Origin of the sequence: Comamonas sp. C11 (assembly GCF_024496285.1) — a bacterium.
Taxonomy (GTDB): Bacteria; Pseudomonadota; Gammaproteobacteria; order Burkholderiales; family Burkholderiaceae_C; genus Comamonas; species Comamonas testosteroni_F.
The window spans coordinates 3519094-3534973 of sequence record NZ_CP101743.1 but is presented as its reverse complement, the minus strand read 5'-3'; the positions used below and the strand labels follow the sequence as shown (position 1 = coordinate 3534973).

Here is a 15880-nt window from a genome sequence, read left to right as displayed (position 1 = left end):
AAACTGATTTACTTGCATTTGCCATTACCAAATAGCAGTAGTGTGGGAAGTTAGGCGATTGTCACGGATTAAATGGAAAATTCCTGCGAATCGAAATGACCACGAAGCCTGACTGAAGGCCTGTGCATCCGCGTCATAATCCCGTTGAAAAGCAATGAGGATGGCATGGACAAGAAGCAGCTTAGCGAAGCCGACATTTGTGCGAAATTCATCAGCCCGGCTGTGTTGAATGCTGGTTGGAGCGAGTTGGATCAGATCTACCGTGAGTACACCATTGCTCCAGGGCGTATTGTGGTCAGAGGGCAGAAGGCCCAGCGTAATCTGCAGTCAGTTTTGCGTGCAGATTACTTGCTATGTCATCAGTATGGTCAGCCTTTGGCTGTTATTGAGGCCAAAGATAACTGCCATACCGTCGGCGCGGGCATGCAACAAGCCGCTGAATATGCCGAGCGCATGGGAGTGCCTTTTGCCTTTGCCAGCAACGGCGACGGTTTTGTATTCAGGGATGCCAGCTTGCTTTTCAACGGGCAGTTGTTGACCGACCTCCGAATGGACGAATTCCCATCGCCTGCGCGGCTTTGGGCGCTATTTCAGCAATGGAAAGGCTGGTCAGCTGAACAGACCCGTGTAAATGGCTTCGCCTACCACCAAGGCGACAACGGCCGTGTACCGCGCTATTACCAGTTGCACGCCATCAACCGCACACTAGAGGCGGTAGCTGCAGGGCAAGACCGTGTATTGCTTGTCATGGCCACTGGCACCGGCAAAACTTATACCGCCTTCCAGATCATCTGGCGCCTGCTCAAAAGCGGGGCAAAAAAGCGGGTGTTGTTCCTCGCCGACCGAAACATCCTGGTGGACCAGACCATGGTGGGCGACTTCAAGCCCTTCAAGGGCGGCATGGCCAAGCTCAGTCCCAACGCCAAGGGCATTGAGCGTGTGGATGCCAATGGAGTCACCACAGTGGATGAGCTGGAGCTGGCAGTCACCAAAGGCAAGAAAAGCACAGGTGGCAAGCAAGTCAACAAAGCCTATGAGGTGTATCTGGGCCTGTACCAGGCCGTTACCGGCAAGAGCGGTGCGGATGATGTGTACAAACAGTTCAGCCCCGACTTTTTTGACCTCATCATCATTGACGAATGCCACCGTGGCAGCGCCAATGAAGATTCGGCATGGCGCGAGATTCTGGACTACTTCAGCAGTGCTACCCAGGTGGGGCTGACGGCTACGCCTAAAGAAACCGAAGATGCCTCCAACATCCACTACTTTGGCGAGCCCGTCTACACCTACGCCCTCAAGGAAGGCATTGAAGACGGCTTCCTGGCCCCGTACAAAGTCGTGCGCGTCGATCTGGATCGTGACACCTTCGGCTGGCGGCCCCCCAAGGGCATGCTGGACGACAACGGACACCCCATTGAAGACCGTATCTACAACGCGGCCGACATGAACCGCAACCTGGTGCTGGGCCTGCGCGACCGCGTGGTGGCGGGCAAAATTACCGAATACCTCAAGGGCACAGACCGCAACGCCAAAACCATTGTCTTCTGCGAAGACGTGGACCACGCCCAGCGCATGACGGCCGCGCTGGCGCAGGCCAACAAAGACATCTGCGCGACCCGCCACAAATACGTGATGCAGATCACTGGCGACAACGAGGTAGGCAAGCGCGAGCTGGACAACTTCATCGACCCTGACAGCCCAGACCCTGTGATTGCCGTCACCAGCAAGCTGATGAGCACTGGTGTGGATGCCCAGACCTGCAAGCTCGTGGTTCTGGATCAGAACATCAAGTCCATGACGCTGTTCAAGCAAATCATTGGGCGTGGCACGCGGTTGAACGAAGAGCATGGCAAGCAGTTCTTCACGATTTTGGATTTCAAGCGTGCCACGGAGCTGTTTGCCGACAAGGACTTTGACGGTGAGCCCGTGCAGATCTACCAGCCTACGGGTGATGACGATGTGGTGCCACCACCACCGCCCACGGATGATGAAAGCACCGTGATCGACGGCGACAGCTGGTTGCCAGACGCGGATGGCGATGGCCAGGGTGACGGCAGCTCCGTGCCGGCCGGCAACACCAAGGACCCGGCAGGCATCTATGGCGATGGGGCTGGTGGTAGCGCTGGCGCGGCAGGCGGCGCGGACAAGCCCCGCAAATACCAGATAGGCAGCCGCGTCACCGTGGCCATTGCCCGCGAGCGCGTGCAATACCTGGATGCCAACGGCAAGCTGGTCACAGAAAGCCTGCGCGACTTCACCCGCATCAACCTGGCCAAAAAATACGAATCGCTGGACGCCTTCATGCAGGCCTGGAGCAGCGCCGACCGCAAGCAGGCCTTGATCGAGGAGTTGCAGCACCATGGCGTGCTGCTCGATGTGCTGGCCGAAGAGTTGGCACTGGAAAAGGGCGACGGCAGCAGCCTGCAAGGGGCTGACCCGTTCGACGTGCTGCTGCACGTTGCCTATGACCAGCCCATACTCACCCGCAGTGAACGGGCCAAGCGGGCCAGGAAGAAGCTGCACGACGATGGCATCTACGCCAGGTACGGTGAAACAGCCCGCAAGGTGCTGGACGCCTTGATCGACAAGTACGCAGACGAGGGCATTGCTGCCATTGAAAATACCGATGTGCTCAAGGTCCAGCCCTTGAGCCAGATGGGCTCGCCAGTGGAGTTGATCAAGAGCTTTGGCGGCTCCAAGCTCAATTACCAGACTGCCATCGCCCATCTGGGCCAAGCCATCTATCAGCCAGGCCATCCATAAGCCTGCAAAATGTATAGCTGCCCACGCTTTTCTGAAAGGCGTGGGCAGCATTTTTTATTCAGATATCCAGAGTTCGCAGCATGTCCAATCTGTCATCCATCATCAAATCCATCCAAGACACCATGCGCCAGGACAGCGGGGTGGATGGAGATGCCCAGCGGCTGTCCCAATTGACCTGGCTGCTGTTCTTGAAGGTGTTTGATGCCCTGGAAGAAGAGCTGGAGTTGACCCGAGACAACTACCAAAGCCCTATCCCCGAAGCACTGCGCTGGCGCAACTGGGCGGCTGACGAAGAAGGCATGACGGGCGAAGCCTTGCTGGACTTTGTGGACAACCAGCTCATCCCCACGCTCGCCAATCTGCCCGGCAGCATCGAACAAAACCCGCGCGCCTATGTGCTGCGCAGCGTGTTCGATGACACCTACAACTACATGAAAAGCGGCCACCTGCTGCGCCAGGTCATCAACAAGCTGGCCGTCATCGACTTCAACCGCCAGGCCGAGCGCCACCAGTTCAACGACCTGTACGAAAAGCTGCTCAAAGACCTGCAGGCCGCAGGCAATGCGGGCGAGTTCTACACGCCCCGCGCCGTCACCCAGTTCATGACCGATATCGTCAACCCCCAGCTGGGCGAAACCGTCATGGACCCCGCCACCGGCACCGGCGGCTTTCTGGTCTGCGCCATCGAGCATTTGCGCCAGCAAGCCCAGACACCCGAGCAGCAGGCCCTGCTGCAAACCGCCGTGCGCGGCGTGGAGAAAAAGCCGCTGCCCCACAGCCTGTGTGTGACCAACCTCATGCTGCACGGCATTGAAGTGCCCAGCCAGATCAGGAATGACAACACCTTGAGCCGCCCGCTGCGCGACTACGGCCGGGCCGACCAGGTGGACGTCATCCTCACCAACCCGCCCTTTGGCGGAACGGAAGAGCCCGGCATTGAAGACGGCTTTCCTGCCGACCTGCGCAGCCGCGAAACGGCCGACCTGTTCATGATTCTCATCATGAAGCTGCTCAAGGACGGTGGCCGCGCCGCCGTGGTGCTGCCCGATGGCTTTTTGTTTGGCGAAGGCAGCAAAAGCCGTATCAAGGAAAAGCTGCTCACCGAGTGCAATCTGCACACCATCGTGCGCCTGCCCAATGGCGTGTTCAACCCCTACACCGGCATCAAGACCAATATCCTGTTCTTCACCAAGGGCCAGTCCACGCAAGACGTCTGGTACTACGAGCACCCATACCCCGTGGGCGTGAAGAACTACAACAAAACCAAGCCCATCAACATCAAGGAGTTTGATGCCGAGAAAGCCTGGTGGGGCAGCGCTGAAGACGGCTACGCCAGCCGCGAAGGCAATGAGCAGGCATGGAAGGTGAGCATCGACACCCTGCGCGCCGCCAACTGGAACCTGGACCAGAAAAACCCCCATGTGGGCGAGCAAGTCAGCCATGACCCGGACGAACTGCTGGCGCAATACACCCAGTTGCAGGCCGATGCGCAGGCACTGCGCAACCAGTTGCGAGCCATGCTGGCCCAGTCTTTGGGCGGTAGTGTGGCAACTGTCGGATCTAAGAATTAATAGCTGCTAGCGCTTGATAGATAAGGATTTCAAGGTCAATCCATGCTGAATACCAGTAATGACCAGCGCAAGCTGCTACCAAACTTTGATCAACTCTTTGCCACCACTGCCCAGGCCCCCGGCGGCGTGGCCCGCCTGCGCGAGCTGATCTTGACGCTGGCCGTGCAAGGCAGGCTGGTGGCGCAAGATGCGAGCGATGAACCGGCCAGTGAACTGCTCAAAAAGATTCGGGTGGAAAAAGACCGCTTGATTGCCGAAGGCAAGATTAAAAAGGACAAGCCACTGGCGGAAATTAGGGAAGAAGAAAAGCCGTTTGAATTGCCAGTGGGGTGGGAGTGGGCGCGCTTCGGCGATATTTCAATTAATAGAGATGGAGAACGTATTCCCGTTTCATCTAGCGATAGAGAAAAAAGAGGAAAAATATATGACTACTATGGCGCTTCTGGTGTAATAGATAAAATTGATAATTTTTTATTTGACAAAACCCTTCTCTTAATTGGAGAAGATGGTGCCAATTTAATAAGTCGTTCTACACCAATTGCATTTTTAGCACATGGGAAATATTGGGTTAATAATCATGCACATGTGCTTGATGCCACGCAATCTGAACTTTTAAATTATTTCTGCCTATACATAAATGCTATTTCTTTAGAGCCTTATGTAACTGGTACAGCTCAGCCAAAAATGAATCAGGCAAAGCTAAATAGCATAGTAGTTCCGCTTCCACCCCTCGCCGAACAATCCCGCATCGTCGCCCGCGTCGAAGAGCTGATGCATCTGTGCGATGCGCTGGAGGAAAAAGGCCGGCTGGAACACACCCAGCATCAGCAACTGCTGCAAGCCTTGCTGGACAGCCTGACCCAAACCCAAAGCGCGCAAGAACTGGCGCGCCACTGGCAGCGGCTGGCGCAGCACTTTGACCTGCTCATCGACCGCCCTGAAGCCGTGGACGAGCTGGAGCAAACCATCCTCCAACTCGCAGTGCGCGGCCTGCTGGTGGAGCAGGATGCGAGCGATGAACCTGCGAGTGAGTTGCTGAAAAAAAATCGGGCGGAAAAGGATCGGTTAATTGCAGAGGGGAAAATCAAGAAAGATAAGCCACTGCCTGTGATTGGTGATGAGGAAAAGCCGTTTGAATTGCCTAGTGGGTGGGATTGGACTCGGGTTGGTTGTGTGATTGAAATGCTGAATGGATATGCATTTAAGAGTGAGTGGTTTAAGCCAGAGGGTGTACGCCTTTTACGTAACTTAAATATCAGCCATGGCAAAGTTGATTGGTCGCAGCCAGCTATGCTTGATGAGGGAAATGCAAAGAACTACGAAGCATTTTCTTTGAAAGAAGGTGACTTGGTTCTTTCACTAGATCGTCCAATTATTTCCACTGGCCTTAAATATGCTGTGATACGTAAATCAGATTTGCCGTGCTTGCTTTTGCAGCGTGTGGCTAGACTATCTTCATATATTGGAGTTGTTCACTCAGAGTATTTGTCTCTTTGGCTTCAATCGGATTTATTTGTAGGTACGATTGATCCTGGTAGAAGTAATGGTATTCCACATATTTCTACCAAGCAAGTGTCTGATTTGGCTTTCGGGCTCCCCCCTCTCGCCGAACAATCCCGCATCGTCGCCCGTGTCACCGAATTGCGCACCCTGTGCCAGCAGTTGCGCGACAAGCTGACCCAAGCGCGCAGCACCCAAACCCAGTTGGCGCAGGCCTGGGTAGAGCAGGCAGTAACGTAATTACGATCTACGCAAAAACGGGTTCAGGCATGATGACTGCCGCAGGGGGCAGGCCGTTGCTGCATTCTTGTTTGCACAAGTCCTGGCAGGTGCGTTGTAGAGATTCAAAAAAATAGCGGCCAGCGCTTTATCCATAGGCGCCAGCCGCTATTTCCATGCATTTCATGATGAGGCAGGGCGTTGCCGCCCCGCCTTCAGGTGCAGGATCAGAACAGATCCATGGGCAATGCCATCACGCTGGCGGCGCCGTTGATCACGGCATCGGCCTGGCCGGGCACGCGGGTCAGGATATGTTCGGCGTAGAACTGTGCCGTGGCCAGCTTGGCCTGCATGAAGGCCGTGTCCTGGCCCTTGGTCAGCAGGTCCTGCGCGGCCAGCACCGAGCGGCCCAGCTGCCAGCCGGCGACCAGATTGCCGGTGAGCATCAGATAGGGGACGCTGCCGGCATAGGCCGCATTGGGGTCGGCCTTGGCCTTGGCCACGATGAAGTCCACCACCTGCACAAAGGCCTGGCGGGCCTGGGCCAGATTCCTGGCAACGGCCTTGGCCGTATCGGTTCCGCTGGCGATGAGGGCTGCCTCGGTCTTCTCGATCTGGGCGGCAATGGCCTTGGCGGTCTGGCCGCCATCACGTGCGGTCTTGCGGCCGACCAGGTCATTGGCCTGGATGGCGGTCGTGCCTTCATAGATGGTCAGGATCTTGGCGTCGCGGTAGTACTGGGCGGCGCCGGTCTCCTCGATGAAGCCCATGCCGCCATGCACCTGCACGCCCAGGCTGGTGACCTCCAGGCTCATCTCGGTGCTGTAGCCCTTGACCAGGGGCACCATGAATTCATAGAAGCTCTGGTTGGCCTGGCGCACTTCGGCATCCGGGTGGTGGTGGGCGGCATCGTAGGCAGCAGCAGCCGTGGTGGCCATGGCGCGGCAGCCCTCGTTGCTGGCACGCATGGTCATCAGCATGCGGCGCACATCGGGGTGGTGGATGATGGTGGCGCTGGCCTTGACCGAGCCGTCGACGGGGCGGCTTTGCACGCGCTCCTTGGCGTAGGCCACGGCGTGCTGGTAGGCCCGCTCGGCCACGGCCAGGCCCTGCAGGCCCACGGCATAGCGGGCGGCGTTCATCATGATGAACATGTATTCGAGACCGCGGTTCTCTTCGCCCACGAGGTAGCCGATGGCTCCCCCGTTGTCGCCAAATTGCAGCACGGCCGTGGGCGAGGCCTTGATGCCCATCTTGTGCTCGATGCTGACGCAGTGCACATCGTTGCGCTTGCCCAGGGAGCCGTCCTGGTTCACGAGGAACTTGGGCACGACAAACAGGCTGATCCCCTTGACGCCTTCGGGGGCGCCGGCCACGCGGGCCAGCACCAGGTGGACGATGTTGTCCGCCATATCGTGCTCGCCATAGGTGATGAAGATCTTGGTGCCGAAGACCTTGTAAGAACCGTCGCCCTGGGGCTCGGCCCTGGTGCGCACCAGGGCCAGGTCGGAGCCGGCCTGGGGCTCGGTCAGGTTCATGGTGCCGGTCCACTCGCCGGTGACCAGCTTTTCCAGGTAGGTGGCCTTGAGCGCGTCGCTGCCCGCAGTCAGCAGCGCCTCGATGGCGCCGTCGGTCAGCAGCGGGCACAGCGCAAAGCTCAGGTTGGCGCTGTTGAGCATCTCGATGCAGGCCGCGCCAATGGTCTTGGGCAGGCCCTGGCCGCCAAAGTCGGCAGGATGCTGCAGACCCTGCCAGCCGCCTTCGGCGTACTGCCTGAAGGCATCGGCGAAGCCGGGAGTCGTCGTGACCACACCATCCTTGAAGGAAGAGGGGTTGAGGTCGCCGGGAACATTCAGGGGGGCGACCACGCCTTCGCAAAGCTTGGCGCATTCTTCGAGAACGGCCTGCGCGGTTTCCAGCCCTGCATCTTCAAAGCCGGGAATCTGGGCGACCTGCTCGATCTGGGCCAGGTGCTCCATGTCGAACAGCATGTCTTTGATGGGCGCTTTATAGGTCATCGTCTCTGTTTCCTTGAATACTGGCCCGGCTGGCTGCCAGACCTGGGTTGTGCCTTGGATTGTTGGGGATGTTGCCTGCCACCGACGGCAGGGGCTTCCCTCGACTTCATGTCCGGTGCCTGACAAGAATGCCAGGCCCTCGCATTGGTTTGACGTTTACGTAAACGGAATGATTCTAGAGGCTGAGACGGGCTTGTCGCAGTCGCAGACGCGCAATATGGTGGCCAACGCTTGCGGCAAGCTTTCAATCAAAGAGAAACTTTGAAGTTAACTTTTTATGCCTGGTATTTACCCGTGGTGTCGCGTAAAGACAAGAGAGCGGCGTTCCCGGGAAATGTCCTGGAGACGAATTCCCATAAATTCAACCCAGTCTGAATGGAGGAATACCGGGGATATGGCTTAAGTCATTGATTCGTATTGCTTCTGTTCGAGGTGAGGCAGTGTGCCGTATCACCTTTCGATTGGTATCTGACTGGGAGTTTGTATGGCTAAAGTAATCCGCTATCACGAAGTTGGCGGCCCCGAGGTGTTGCGACAGGAAGAAATTGAAGTCGGCCAACCCGGTCCGGGCCAGGTCCGTCTCAAGCAAGGCGCTGTGGCCTTGAACTTTGCCGATACCTATTTCCGCTCAGGCCTGTATCCCGCTCCTTTGCCCGCGGGTGTGGGCAGCGAGGCTTGCGGCACGATCACGGCCGTGGGCGACGGCGTGACGGATTTCAAGGTCGGCGACCGCGTGACCTATACCGGCGCACTGAACACCATCGGCGCTTACGCCACGGAGCGCCTGATTTCTGCTGCCCCCCTGATCCGTCTGCCTGACAACATCAGCTTTGAAACTGCAGCAGCGATCACCATGCGTGGGCTGACGGCGGCTTACCTTATGCGTCGCATCTGGGACTTCAAGAAGGGCGACACCATTTTGCTGCATGCTGCGGCCGGTGGTGTGGGCCTGCTGGTGTCGCAGTGGGCAAGGCTGGAAGGCCTGAACGTGATCGGCACAGTCTCCAGCGATGCCAAGGCCGAAGTGGCCAAGGCCAACGGCTGCGTTCACACCATCAACTACAGCCATGAAGACGTGGCCAAGCGCGTGCGTGAACTGACGGACGGTGTGGGTGTGAATGCCGTCTTCGACAGCGTGGGCAAGGACACTTTCGAGGGTTCGCTCAACAGCCTGAAGGTGCGCGGGCTGATGGTCTGTCTGGGTACGGCCTCGGGCTCCATTGCGCCATTCAACCCGCAGATTCTGGCCGGCAAAGGCTCGCTCTTCCTGACGCGTCCTGCATCGGCGCATTACATCGCCGACCCTCTGGAGCGTGCAGAACTGGCCAACGAGCTGTTCGCCCATGTGGCCGAAGGCCGCATCAAGGTGGACATCAGCAAGCGCTATGTGCTGGAAGACGCCGTGCAGGCTCACCGCGACCTGGAAGCCCGCAAGATTGTGGGATCGGCCATCTTCACGCTCTGAGATACCGAAGGCAGCAGGGCGATATGAGAAGGGCTGAGCCATTCAGCCCTTTTTGCATCAACCCCGGTGATTGCCCAAAGAAATAAATGCCATGACTCAAAGCTCTGCTGCAACGACATTGCAGGTCGACTTTTCGCTGGACCTGATCTGCCCCTGGTGCTGGATCGGTCTGCGCAATCTGCTGGCCGCCCGCGAAATGTTGCTGACCAGATACCCTGATCAGCCGCTGACCATCCATTGGCATGCAGATGCTCTGCTGCCCCAGATCCCGGAGCATGGAGTGCCTTACCAGGCCTTCTACGAAGCGAGACTGGGCGGTCCCAGGGCCGTGGAGGTTCGCCGTGCCCAGGTGCGCTCGGCGGCCCACGCGGCGGGCCTGCAGATCAATCATGCGCTGATTGAGACCTTCCCCAGCACGCGCCTGGTCTGTGCGTTGGTCAACTACGCCCAGACTCTGCTCGACGGCGAATCCATGATCCGCTTTGTGGAGTCCATCTTTGCCGCCTACTTTGTGCAGGGCCGCGATATAGGCTCGGTCATGGTGCTGCAGCAGCTGGCGCACTCGGCAGCACTGGACTGGAATCCTTCCCGTTTTGATGCGCTGCGCTACCAAAGCGAGGCCGGCCATACCGGCGGCGTACCGCATATGGTGTTCAACCAGCGCCTGCAGGTGACGGGCGCTGTGGCGCCCGCAGAGCTGCTGCGCGCCATGGAGCATGCCCGTGTTGCCGACAGCATCTTCGCCTGATTCCGCATTGCTGGCCGCCGGCGCCGTGCGGGATTTGCCGCCGGGCGGGCGAAAGCTGGTCTTCACGCCTGGTGGCCAGAGCATCTTGCTGCTGAATGTCGAAGGCGAGTTCTATGCCTTGGAGAACAGCTGCCCGCATGCGGGTGCCTCCATGGCCGGCGGCAATTGCGATGCGCATGTGCTGAGCTGCCCCGCGCATGGACTCAAGTTCGATATCCGCAGCGGCAAGTGCACGGCATCGCCGCAGATGACGATCCCTCTCTACGAAGTTCTTGTCAGACAGGGACTGCTCTGGCTCAAGCCGCCTGGCAACTGCCGATAAGCCATCGAGCGCTGATGTGCGATGAAAAAGGCCTGCGGATTTTCTCTGCGGGCCTTTTTCCATGGTTTCAGGATTGATGTCCTCTGGCAGCAACCGGCAGGCGCCGGTTGCCATGGATGGGGCTCAGAACGTGTGGCGAATGCCGATGTCAAAGCCCGAAGCATTGCCGCCTGCGACTGGAATCGGGCCTTGCAGTGCGCCCGTGGCTACCGGCAGGTTGATGCTGCCGCGGTTGTCTACATAGGCATAGGTGCCGTAGAGTGCGGTGCGCTTGGAGAGGTTGTGCACATAGCCCACGGCGTACTTGTTGGAGCTGCTGCCGCTGTTGTCATTGCGGGTCAGGCGCATGAAGCTCATGGGAATGTTGCCGTTGCCGACCTTCCAGATGGCACCCAGCTGCCAGTAGCGTACATGGTCGGCATTGTCCAGGCCTGCGAGGCGGTTGCCGGTGCGGTGATCGGCAGCCAGAACCATGAGGCGGTGGCCTTCCCAGAGGTAGGAGGCGGCGGCATTGATCTGCCTGTAATCGTCTGCGGCACGGTTCTTGGTGGTCGTGATGGCGACGGCGGCATCCCAGTTATCGCCTCCATAGCCCAGGCGTGCACCATAGACGCGGCCGTCCTGACGGTTGGGGCCGGCATCGTTTTCGCCGAATGCCGTCATCAACTGATAGAACAGGCCCTTGCAGCTGGAGCTGGAGCAGCCGGGCGAGAGGTAGCCAATGCTGTTCGATGCCCGAAAGCCCGTCACCGTGGTGCCGTGCAGCACATGCAGGCTCATGCCCACGCCCAGGCGGAAAGGGTCGTAGTTGAACATGTTCCAGAAGGCGGGCACATAGTCGCGGCCCAGGCGCACTTCGCCCCATTGCTTGCTCTGCAGATAGACCAGGGCCTTGCGGTTGAAGCTCAGGCCGTTGCTGCTGCCTGCTCCCGAAGGCTGGTTGTTGGTGTTGGAGGCCTGGCCGGTTCCGTTGTCGGTGTTGAGTCCTGCTTCCAGATCAAAGCCGGCTGCCAGGCCGCTGCCGAGGTCTTCGCGACCCTTGAAGCCCAGGCGACTGGCCTGATTGCCGCTGGAGGTCAGCATCTGGCGCGAGCCCGCACCTGCGCCGCGGTAATTGGATACGGCCATATCCACCACGCCATAGACCTGCACGGACGATTGTGCCGAGGCCGCCAGCGGCGCCAGCGTGCATGCGATAGCGCTCAGCGCATTGAAAGCCATTTTTTTTGTAGTCATTCATGTCTCCTTGAACCGTTGAAAAAAGATGCCTGATGGCAAACCGACGAAAAACACAGCATGGAAAGGCTGGGCCTGGGGATGGGTTGAGGGCGCAGGCAAGCCTCCAGCGCTAATCCCGCAAAAGGACTTGAGCCGGGTGCAACTGCCCACGGTGCCAAGGGGGCACCGGACAGAGGTCTTGAATCAGATAAGTAATGGAGCCGCTTGAGAGCAACTGCTCAAGGGCCCGGGCCTCAGTTTTCGGGCTTGTAGCCTATGGACTTGAGCAGGGCTGCCTGCTTGCGGCTGGCCTCTTTGAGGTCGGCCGTCATTTCTGCCGTGGTAAGGGGCTGGCCGGGCTCCATGCCCACCGTGGCGAGCTGTCTGAGCACGGACTCCTTGCGGAAATGTGCCAGCGCCACATCCCGCAGCTTCTGCTGGATGACGGCCGGGGTTTGAGGGTGGGACCACAGGGCGAACCAGCCGGGTTTGGACAGCTGGGGATAGCCCAGCTCCGTGAACGTCGGCACGTCGGGCAGGGCTTGCAGGCGGGTCGGGTAGACGGCGGCCAGTGCCTTGATCTTGCCGCTGCGAATCAGGGGCAGCGAAGTAGTGACGCCATCGAACATCACCGGGATATGACCCCCCATGAGGTCGACCAGCGCAGGGGGCGAACCCTTGTAGCCCACATGGCGCATATTGATCTTGGCCAACTGCCCCAGCAGCATGCCCGAGGTGTGACCCTTCAGGCCCGTGGCGTAGGATGCAAAGTCCACGCCGTCGCGTTGCTGTCTGGCGTAGCTGACGAATTCGGGCAGGGTCTGGAACGGCAGATCCTTGTTGGCGACCATGACCAGTCCGGTGCGTGTGAGCTGGGCCAGCGGCGTCAGGTCCTTGAACGGGTCGAAACTGACTTTCTGGGCCAGGGGCGCCTCGCTCAGCGCTCCGTCCTGGATCACGAGGAAGGTATAGCCGCTCTTTCCATGCGACTTGAGGTCCTGGATGCCGATGGCCCCCGAGGCACCGGCCTTGGATTCCACGATCACGGGCTGTTTGAGCTCTTGCTGCATGCCCTCTGCCAGCAGACGGGCCAGGGTGTCGGCCGTGCCGCCGGCAGGCCCGGTGACGATCAGGCGTATGGGCTTGGTCGGCCAGTCCACGTTCTGCTCGGCCTGTGCGGGCAAGGCCAGGCTGGCGGCTGCGGCCATGACGGCCAGGCCTAGTTTCCGGCGCAGTGCGCGAGAACCTGCGGTGTCCACTGAATTGCGTGAGGCGGGTGTCGTTGCCTTCATTGCTTGTCTCCTTCAATGGGGAGATCTGGCTCCCCATCTGCGCGCACCTTTTATATCTTGTGGGTGGCTGCGCATTCATCGTGATGGTCTTCAGGCGGCTCAGGCCGTTGGCTCGGGCTGTCGGGCTTCGATCCGAGCCTGCAAATCCTCGAGCAGCTGTTTTGCCTGCAGCCAGGGGCCGTGGCCCGAGGCCGGGTTCAGGTGGCCCTGGGGGCCCAGCTCCACCAGCTCGCTGCCCCAGTCGCGCGCAAAGCCACGCGCGCGCTCCAACTGGGTCAGCGGGTCATTGCTGCTGGCTGCCAGCAGTGTGGGAAATGGCAGGCGCTGACGCGGGATGGGCGTCCAGCCGTGCGCTGCCAGCACATCCTTGGTGGGGTAGCCGGCAGGCATCTGGGTTTCCACATCGGCTGGGGCTGTAAGCAAGGCTCCGAGAATGGGGCGGGCCCGGCGCAGCGCCCAGTGCGCGACCATCATGCATCCGGCGCTGTGTGCCACGATGATGACGAGGCCGTCGATACCGTCCAGGGCGCGGTCGATCGCGTCCAGGCGGGCCTGGCAACTGAGCTTGTCCTGCTCCAGCGGTGGCACGGTGACGCAGGGGACGGACTGCGCAGTCAGCTCCTTGGCCAGCAGCGTCTGCCAGTGCTCTTCCACATGGTCGCGCAGGCCGGGGATGATGAGAATCGTGTGCTTCAAGGTCATCTTCTGTCTCCTGGCTCAGTCCGTGGGGCCGCCGATGATGGCGGTGCGTTCCATCTTGCGGTGGCAGGGCTGGTAGTCCATCACGGCGTAGTGCTGGGTGGAGCGGTTGTCCCAGAAGGCCACGCTGTTTTTGCTCCATTTGAAGCGCACCTGGTACTCGGGAATCATGGCCTGGCTGGTCAGGTAATTGAGCAGTTGCGAGGAGCCGGGCGATTTGTCCAGGCCGAAGCGCACATTGGCAGGTGTGTTGTAGTTGGTGAAATGGGTGGTGAAGCTGCTGTTGACGAACAGAATCTTCTCGCCGGTTTCGGGGTGGATGCGGACCACGGGGTGCTCGGCGTCGGGGTATTGGGCCTTGAGTGCCAGGCGTTTTTCGATAGGCATGACGGCACCAAAGCTCGCTTCGATGCTGTGGCGGGCACGCAGATGCTCGATCTTGACCTTGATGTCGGCTGGCAGGTTCTCATAGGCCATCACCATGTTCACCCACATGGTGTCGCCGCCCACGGGCGGGCATTCAACGCAGCGCAGCACGCAACCCATGGGGGGCTGCTCGCGCCAGGTGGCATCGGTGTGCCAGGAGTTCTCGTTGCGGTCCAGAGGATTGTCGGGAGTCTTGTAGATCTGCACCAGGCCAGGGTACTCGGGGTGGCTTCCCACCACCGGGTGGTCTTCCAGCTCGCCAAATCTGCGCGCAAACGCCACATGCTCGGCGCGTGTGATGTCCTGGTCGCGGAAAAAGATCACGCGGTGCTTGAGCAGTGCCTGGCGGATTTCGGCCATCAGGCCTTCGTCCTCGGCGGCTGCTCCCAGGTGAACATTGGACAGCTCCGCACCGATGGAGCAGGTCAGAGGATTGACTTCCAGCGAGCGGGTCAAAGAGCTGGAGCGGATAAGGGCGGGTGCTGCGCCAACCTCGTTTTTCATGGGGAAGTCTCCTTATAGAATCAATGTCGCCAGTGTGAAAACTCCCCTCGATCGGCGCTTGTCATTACATGACTGGTGCTTTGCAATTAGTGCCAAGTTAGTGAAACCCCATGGCCTCTCTCGTTCGCGCAGCCTGCCTGACCAATTACGCCGAAGTCGCCCAGGCTTCGGGGCTGAATGGCGCGCGCATGCTGCTCGATGCCGGCCTGAGCCCTGGTGTGCTCGACGAGCCGGATCTGATGATTCCGGTGGACAAGGTGGGGCGTTTGCTGCAGGCCTCGGCCACGCAGTCGGGCAATGAAAGCTTCGGTCTGTGCATGGCGCGCTCGCGCCTGCTGTCGAATATGGGGCCGGTGGGCCTGCTGATTCGCGATCAGGCCACGCTGCGCGATTCGTTGAATCTGCTGGTGCGTCATCTGGCCCTGCTCAACGGCGCCATGACGCTGGAGCTGGACGAGCAGGCCGACACGGTGCTGATCCGTGAGCTGTTGCTGGCCGGCCGTGCCCATGAGCCTACGCGTCAGCGCGTGGAGCTGGCGCTGGGCGTGATGGTGCGCGCCATTCGGCAGCTGATAGGTCGCGACTGGCAGCCTCGCATGGTGTGTTTCGAGCACGCGGCGCCCAAGGACCTGAGCATGCATCACCTGATGTTCGGCCCGCGCGTGGAGTTCAATCAAGAGTTCAACTGCATTGTTTGCGCCAAGGCCGATCTCGATACGCGCAACGAGTTTGCCGACCCCGCCATGGTGCGCTACGCCCAGAAGCTGCTGGAGTCCGTGGCTCCCATGAGCGAGGAAGCAGTGCTGGACGATGTGCGCCGCACCATCTTGCTGCTGTTGCCCAGTGGTCGCTGCAGCATTGAGAAAGTCAGCGAGCACCTGGGTGTGGTGCCACGCACCATTCAGCGCCGGCTGATGGAAAAGGGCCAGAGCTTTTCCTCGCTGATGAACGATATCCGCAAGGAGCTGGCCGTGCGCTATGTGTTCGAGACCAACCGCTCTCTGACCGAAGTGGCAGAGCTGCTGGGCTTTACCGCTCCCAGCAGTTTTTCACGCTGGTATCTGAGCCAGTTTGGCTGCAGTGCCAAGGACAGCCGTGCCAAGGGGCAGACGGAAGGCACAGGCGGCGCATAAAA

General features: G+C 59.6%; 12 protein-coding genes. 7 read left to right on the top strand and 5 right to left on the bottom strand.

What is annotated here, in order from left to right; genetic code table 11:
- Positions 1 to 165 precede the first annotated feature (165 nt).
- The 3 genes from hsdR to NOX35_RS16210 all read left to right on the top strand — a co-directional run bounded on the left by hsdR (position 166) and on the right by NOX35_RS16210 (position 6074).
- Complete coding sequence (hsdR, locus tag NOX35_RS16220) at positions 166 to 2763, top strand: EcoAI/FtnUII family type I restriction enzme subunit R (RefSeq protein WP_256493995.1); 2598 nt, start codon at positions 166 to 168, stop codon at positions 2761 to 2763.
- 80 nt (positions 2764 to 2843) lie between these two features.
- Entirely contained in the window at positions 2844 to 4334 is a 1491-nt protein-coding gene (locus NOX35_RS16215) for a class I SAM-dependent DNA methyltransferase (RefSeq protein WP_256493994.1), read from the top strand.
- 42 nt (positions 4335 to 4376) lie between these two features.
- Positions 4377 to 6074, top strand: coding sequence for a restriction endonuclease subunit S (locus tag NOX35_RS16210; protein WP_256493993.1), 1698 nt, complete (start codon positions 4377 to 4379; stop codon positions 6072 to 6074).
- 206 nt (positions 6075 to 6280) lie between these two features.
- Here the strand turns inward: NOX35_RS16210 and NOX35_RS16205 are convergent, their stop codons facing one another.
- Positions 6281 to 8071: an acyl-CoA dehydrogenase gene (locus NOX35_RS16205; RefSeq protein WP_256493991.1), complete on the bottom strand. Its 1791-nt coding sequence runs from the start codon at positions 8069 to 8071 to the stop codon at positions 6281 to 6283.
- A gap of 484 nt (positions 8072 to 8555) precedes the next feature.
- Here NOX35_RS16205 and NOX35_RS16200 point away from each other — a divergent pair, with 484 nt between their 5' ends.
- From NOX35_RS16200 to NOX35_RS16190, 3 genes are all read left to right on the top strand, one after another.
- Entirely contained in the window at positions 8556 to 9536 is a 981-nt protein-coding gene (locus NOX35_RS16200) for a quinone oxidoreductase (RefSeq protein WP_182283244.1), read from the top strand.
- A gap of 91 nt (positions 9537 to 9627) precedes the next feature.
- Entirely contained in the window at positions 9628 to 10284 is a 657-nt protein-coding gene (locus NOX35_RS16195; protein ID WP_182283243.1) for a DsbA family protein, read from the top strand.
- Positions 10253 to 10606 carry a Rieske (2Fe-2S) protein gene (locus tag NOX35_RS16190; RefSeq protein WP_256493989.1) on the top strand — a complete coding sequence of 118 codons (354 nt, stop codon included), beginning with the start codon at positions 10253 to 10255 and terminating at the stop codon, positions 10604 to 10606. Before NOX35_RS16195 ends, NOX35_RS16190 begins: the two co-directional genes overlap by 32 nt.
- Positions 10607 to 10729: 123 nt before the next feature.
- Here NOX35_RS16190 and NOX35_RS16185 read toward each other — a convergent pair whose 3' ends face one another.
- The 4 genes from NOX35_RS16185 to NOX35_RS16170 form a co-directional block, all read right to left on the bottom strand.
- Positions 10730 to 11842 (bottom strand): porin, encoded by a 1113-nt coding sequence (locus tag NOX35_RS16185; protein ID WP_256493987.1) that lies wholly within the window; start codon positions 11840 to 11842, stop codon positions 10730 to 10732.
- A 236-nt stretch (positions 11843 to 12078) separates the two neighbouring features.
- Complete coding sequence (locus NOX35_RS16180) at positions 12079 to 13116, bottom strand: tripartite tricarboxylate transporter substrate binding protein (protein WP_256493986.1); 1038 nt, start codon at positions 13114 to 13116, stop codon at positions 12079 to 12081.
- Between the two features lie 99 nt (positions 13117 to 13215).
- Complete coding sequence (locus NOX35_RS16175) at positions 13216 to 13818, bottom strand: alpha/beta hydrolase (RefSeq protein WP_256493983.1); 603 nt, start codon at positions 13816 to 13818, stop codon at positions 13216 to 13218.
- A 15-nt stretch (positions 13819 to 13833) separates the two neighbouring features.
- Positions 13834 to 14745: a TauD/TfdA family dioxygenase gene (locus tag NOX35_RS16170; protein WP_182283239.1), complete on the bottom strand. Its 912-nt coding sequence runs from the start codon at positions 14743 to 14745 to the stop codon at positions 13834 to 13836.
- Between the two features lie 110 nt (positions 14746 to 14855).
- On the opposite strand from NOX35_RS16170, the gene NOX35_RS16165 reads away from it, so the two are divergent.
- Positions 14856 to 15878 (top strand): AraC family transcriptional regulator, encoded by a 1023-nt coding sequence (locus NOX35_RS16165; RefSeq protein ID WP_256493979.1) that lies wholly within the window; start codon positions 14856 to 14858, stop codon positions 15876 to 15878.
- Positions 15879 to 15880: the final 2 nt, after the last annotated feature.

What these genes read in the sequence shown, in the direction of transcription:
- hsdR (WP_256493995.1), top strand. Translation starts at nt 166, where the DNA reads ATGGACAAGAAGCAGCTTAGCGAAGCCGACATTTGTGCGAAATTCATC.
- NOX35_RS16215 (WP_256493994.1), top strand. Translation starts at nt 2,844, where the DNA reads ATGTCCAATCTGTCATCCATCATCAAATCCATCCAAGACACCATGCGC.
- NOX35_RS16210 (WP_256493993.1), top strand. Translation starts at nt 4,377, where the DNA reads ATGCTGAATACCAGTAATGACCAGCGCAAGCTGCTACCAAACTTTGAT.
- NOX35_RS16205 (WP_256493991.1), bottom strand. Translation starts at nt 8,071, where the DNA reads ATGACCTATAAAGCGCCCATCAAAGACATGCTGTTCGACATGGAGCAC.
- NOX35_RS16200 (WP_182283244.1), top strand. Translation starts at nt 8,556, where the DNA reads ATGGCTAAAGTAATCCGCTATCACGAAGTTGGCGGCCCCGAGGTGTTG.
- NOX35_RS16195 (WP_182283243.1), top strand. Translation starts at nt 9,628, where the DNA reads ATGACTCAAAGCTCTGCTGCAACGACATTGCAGGTCGACTTTTCGCTG.
- NOX35_RS16190 (WP_256493989.1), top strand. Translation starts at nt 10,253, where the DNA reads ATGCCCGTGTTGCCGACAGCATCTTCGCCTGATTCCGCATTGCTGGCC.
- NOX35_RS16185 (WP_256493987.1), bottom strand. Translation starts at nt 11,842, where the DNA reads ATGACTACAAAAAAAATGGCTTTCAATGCGCTGAGCGCTATCGCATGC.
- NOX35_RS16180 (WP_256493986.1), bottom strand. Translation starts at nt 13,116, where the DNA reads ATGAAGGCAACGACACCCGCCTCACGCAATTCAGTGGACACCGCAGGT.
- NOX35_RS16175 (WP_256493983.1), bottom strand. Translation starts at nt 13,818, where the DNA reads ATGACCTTGAAGCACACGATTCTCATCATCCCCGGCCTGCGCGACCAT.
- NOX35_RS16170 (WP_182283239.1), bottom strand. Translation starts at nt 14,745, where the DNA reads ATGAAAAACGAGGTTGGCGCAGCACCCGCCCTTATCCGCTCCAGCTCT.
- NOX35_RS16165 (WP_256493979.1), top strand. Translation starts at nt 14,856, where the DNA reads ATGGCCTCTCTCGTTCGCGCAGCCTGCCTGACCAATTACGCCGAAGTC.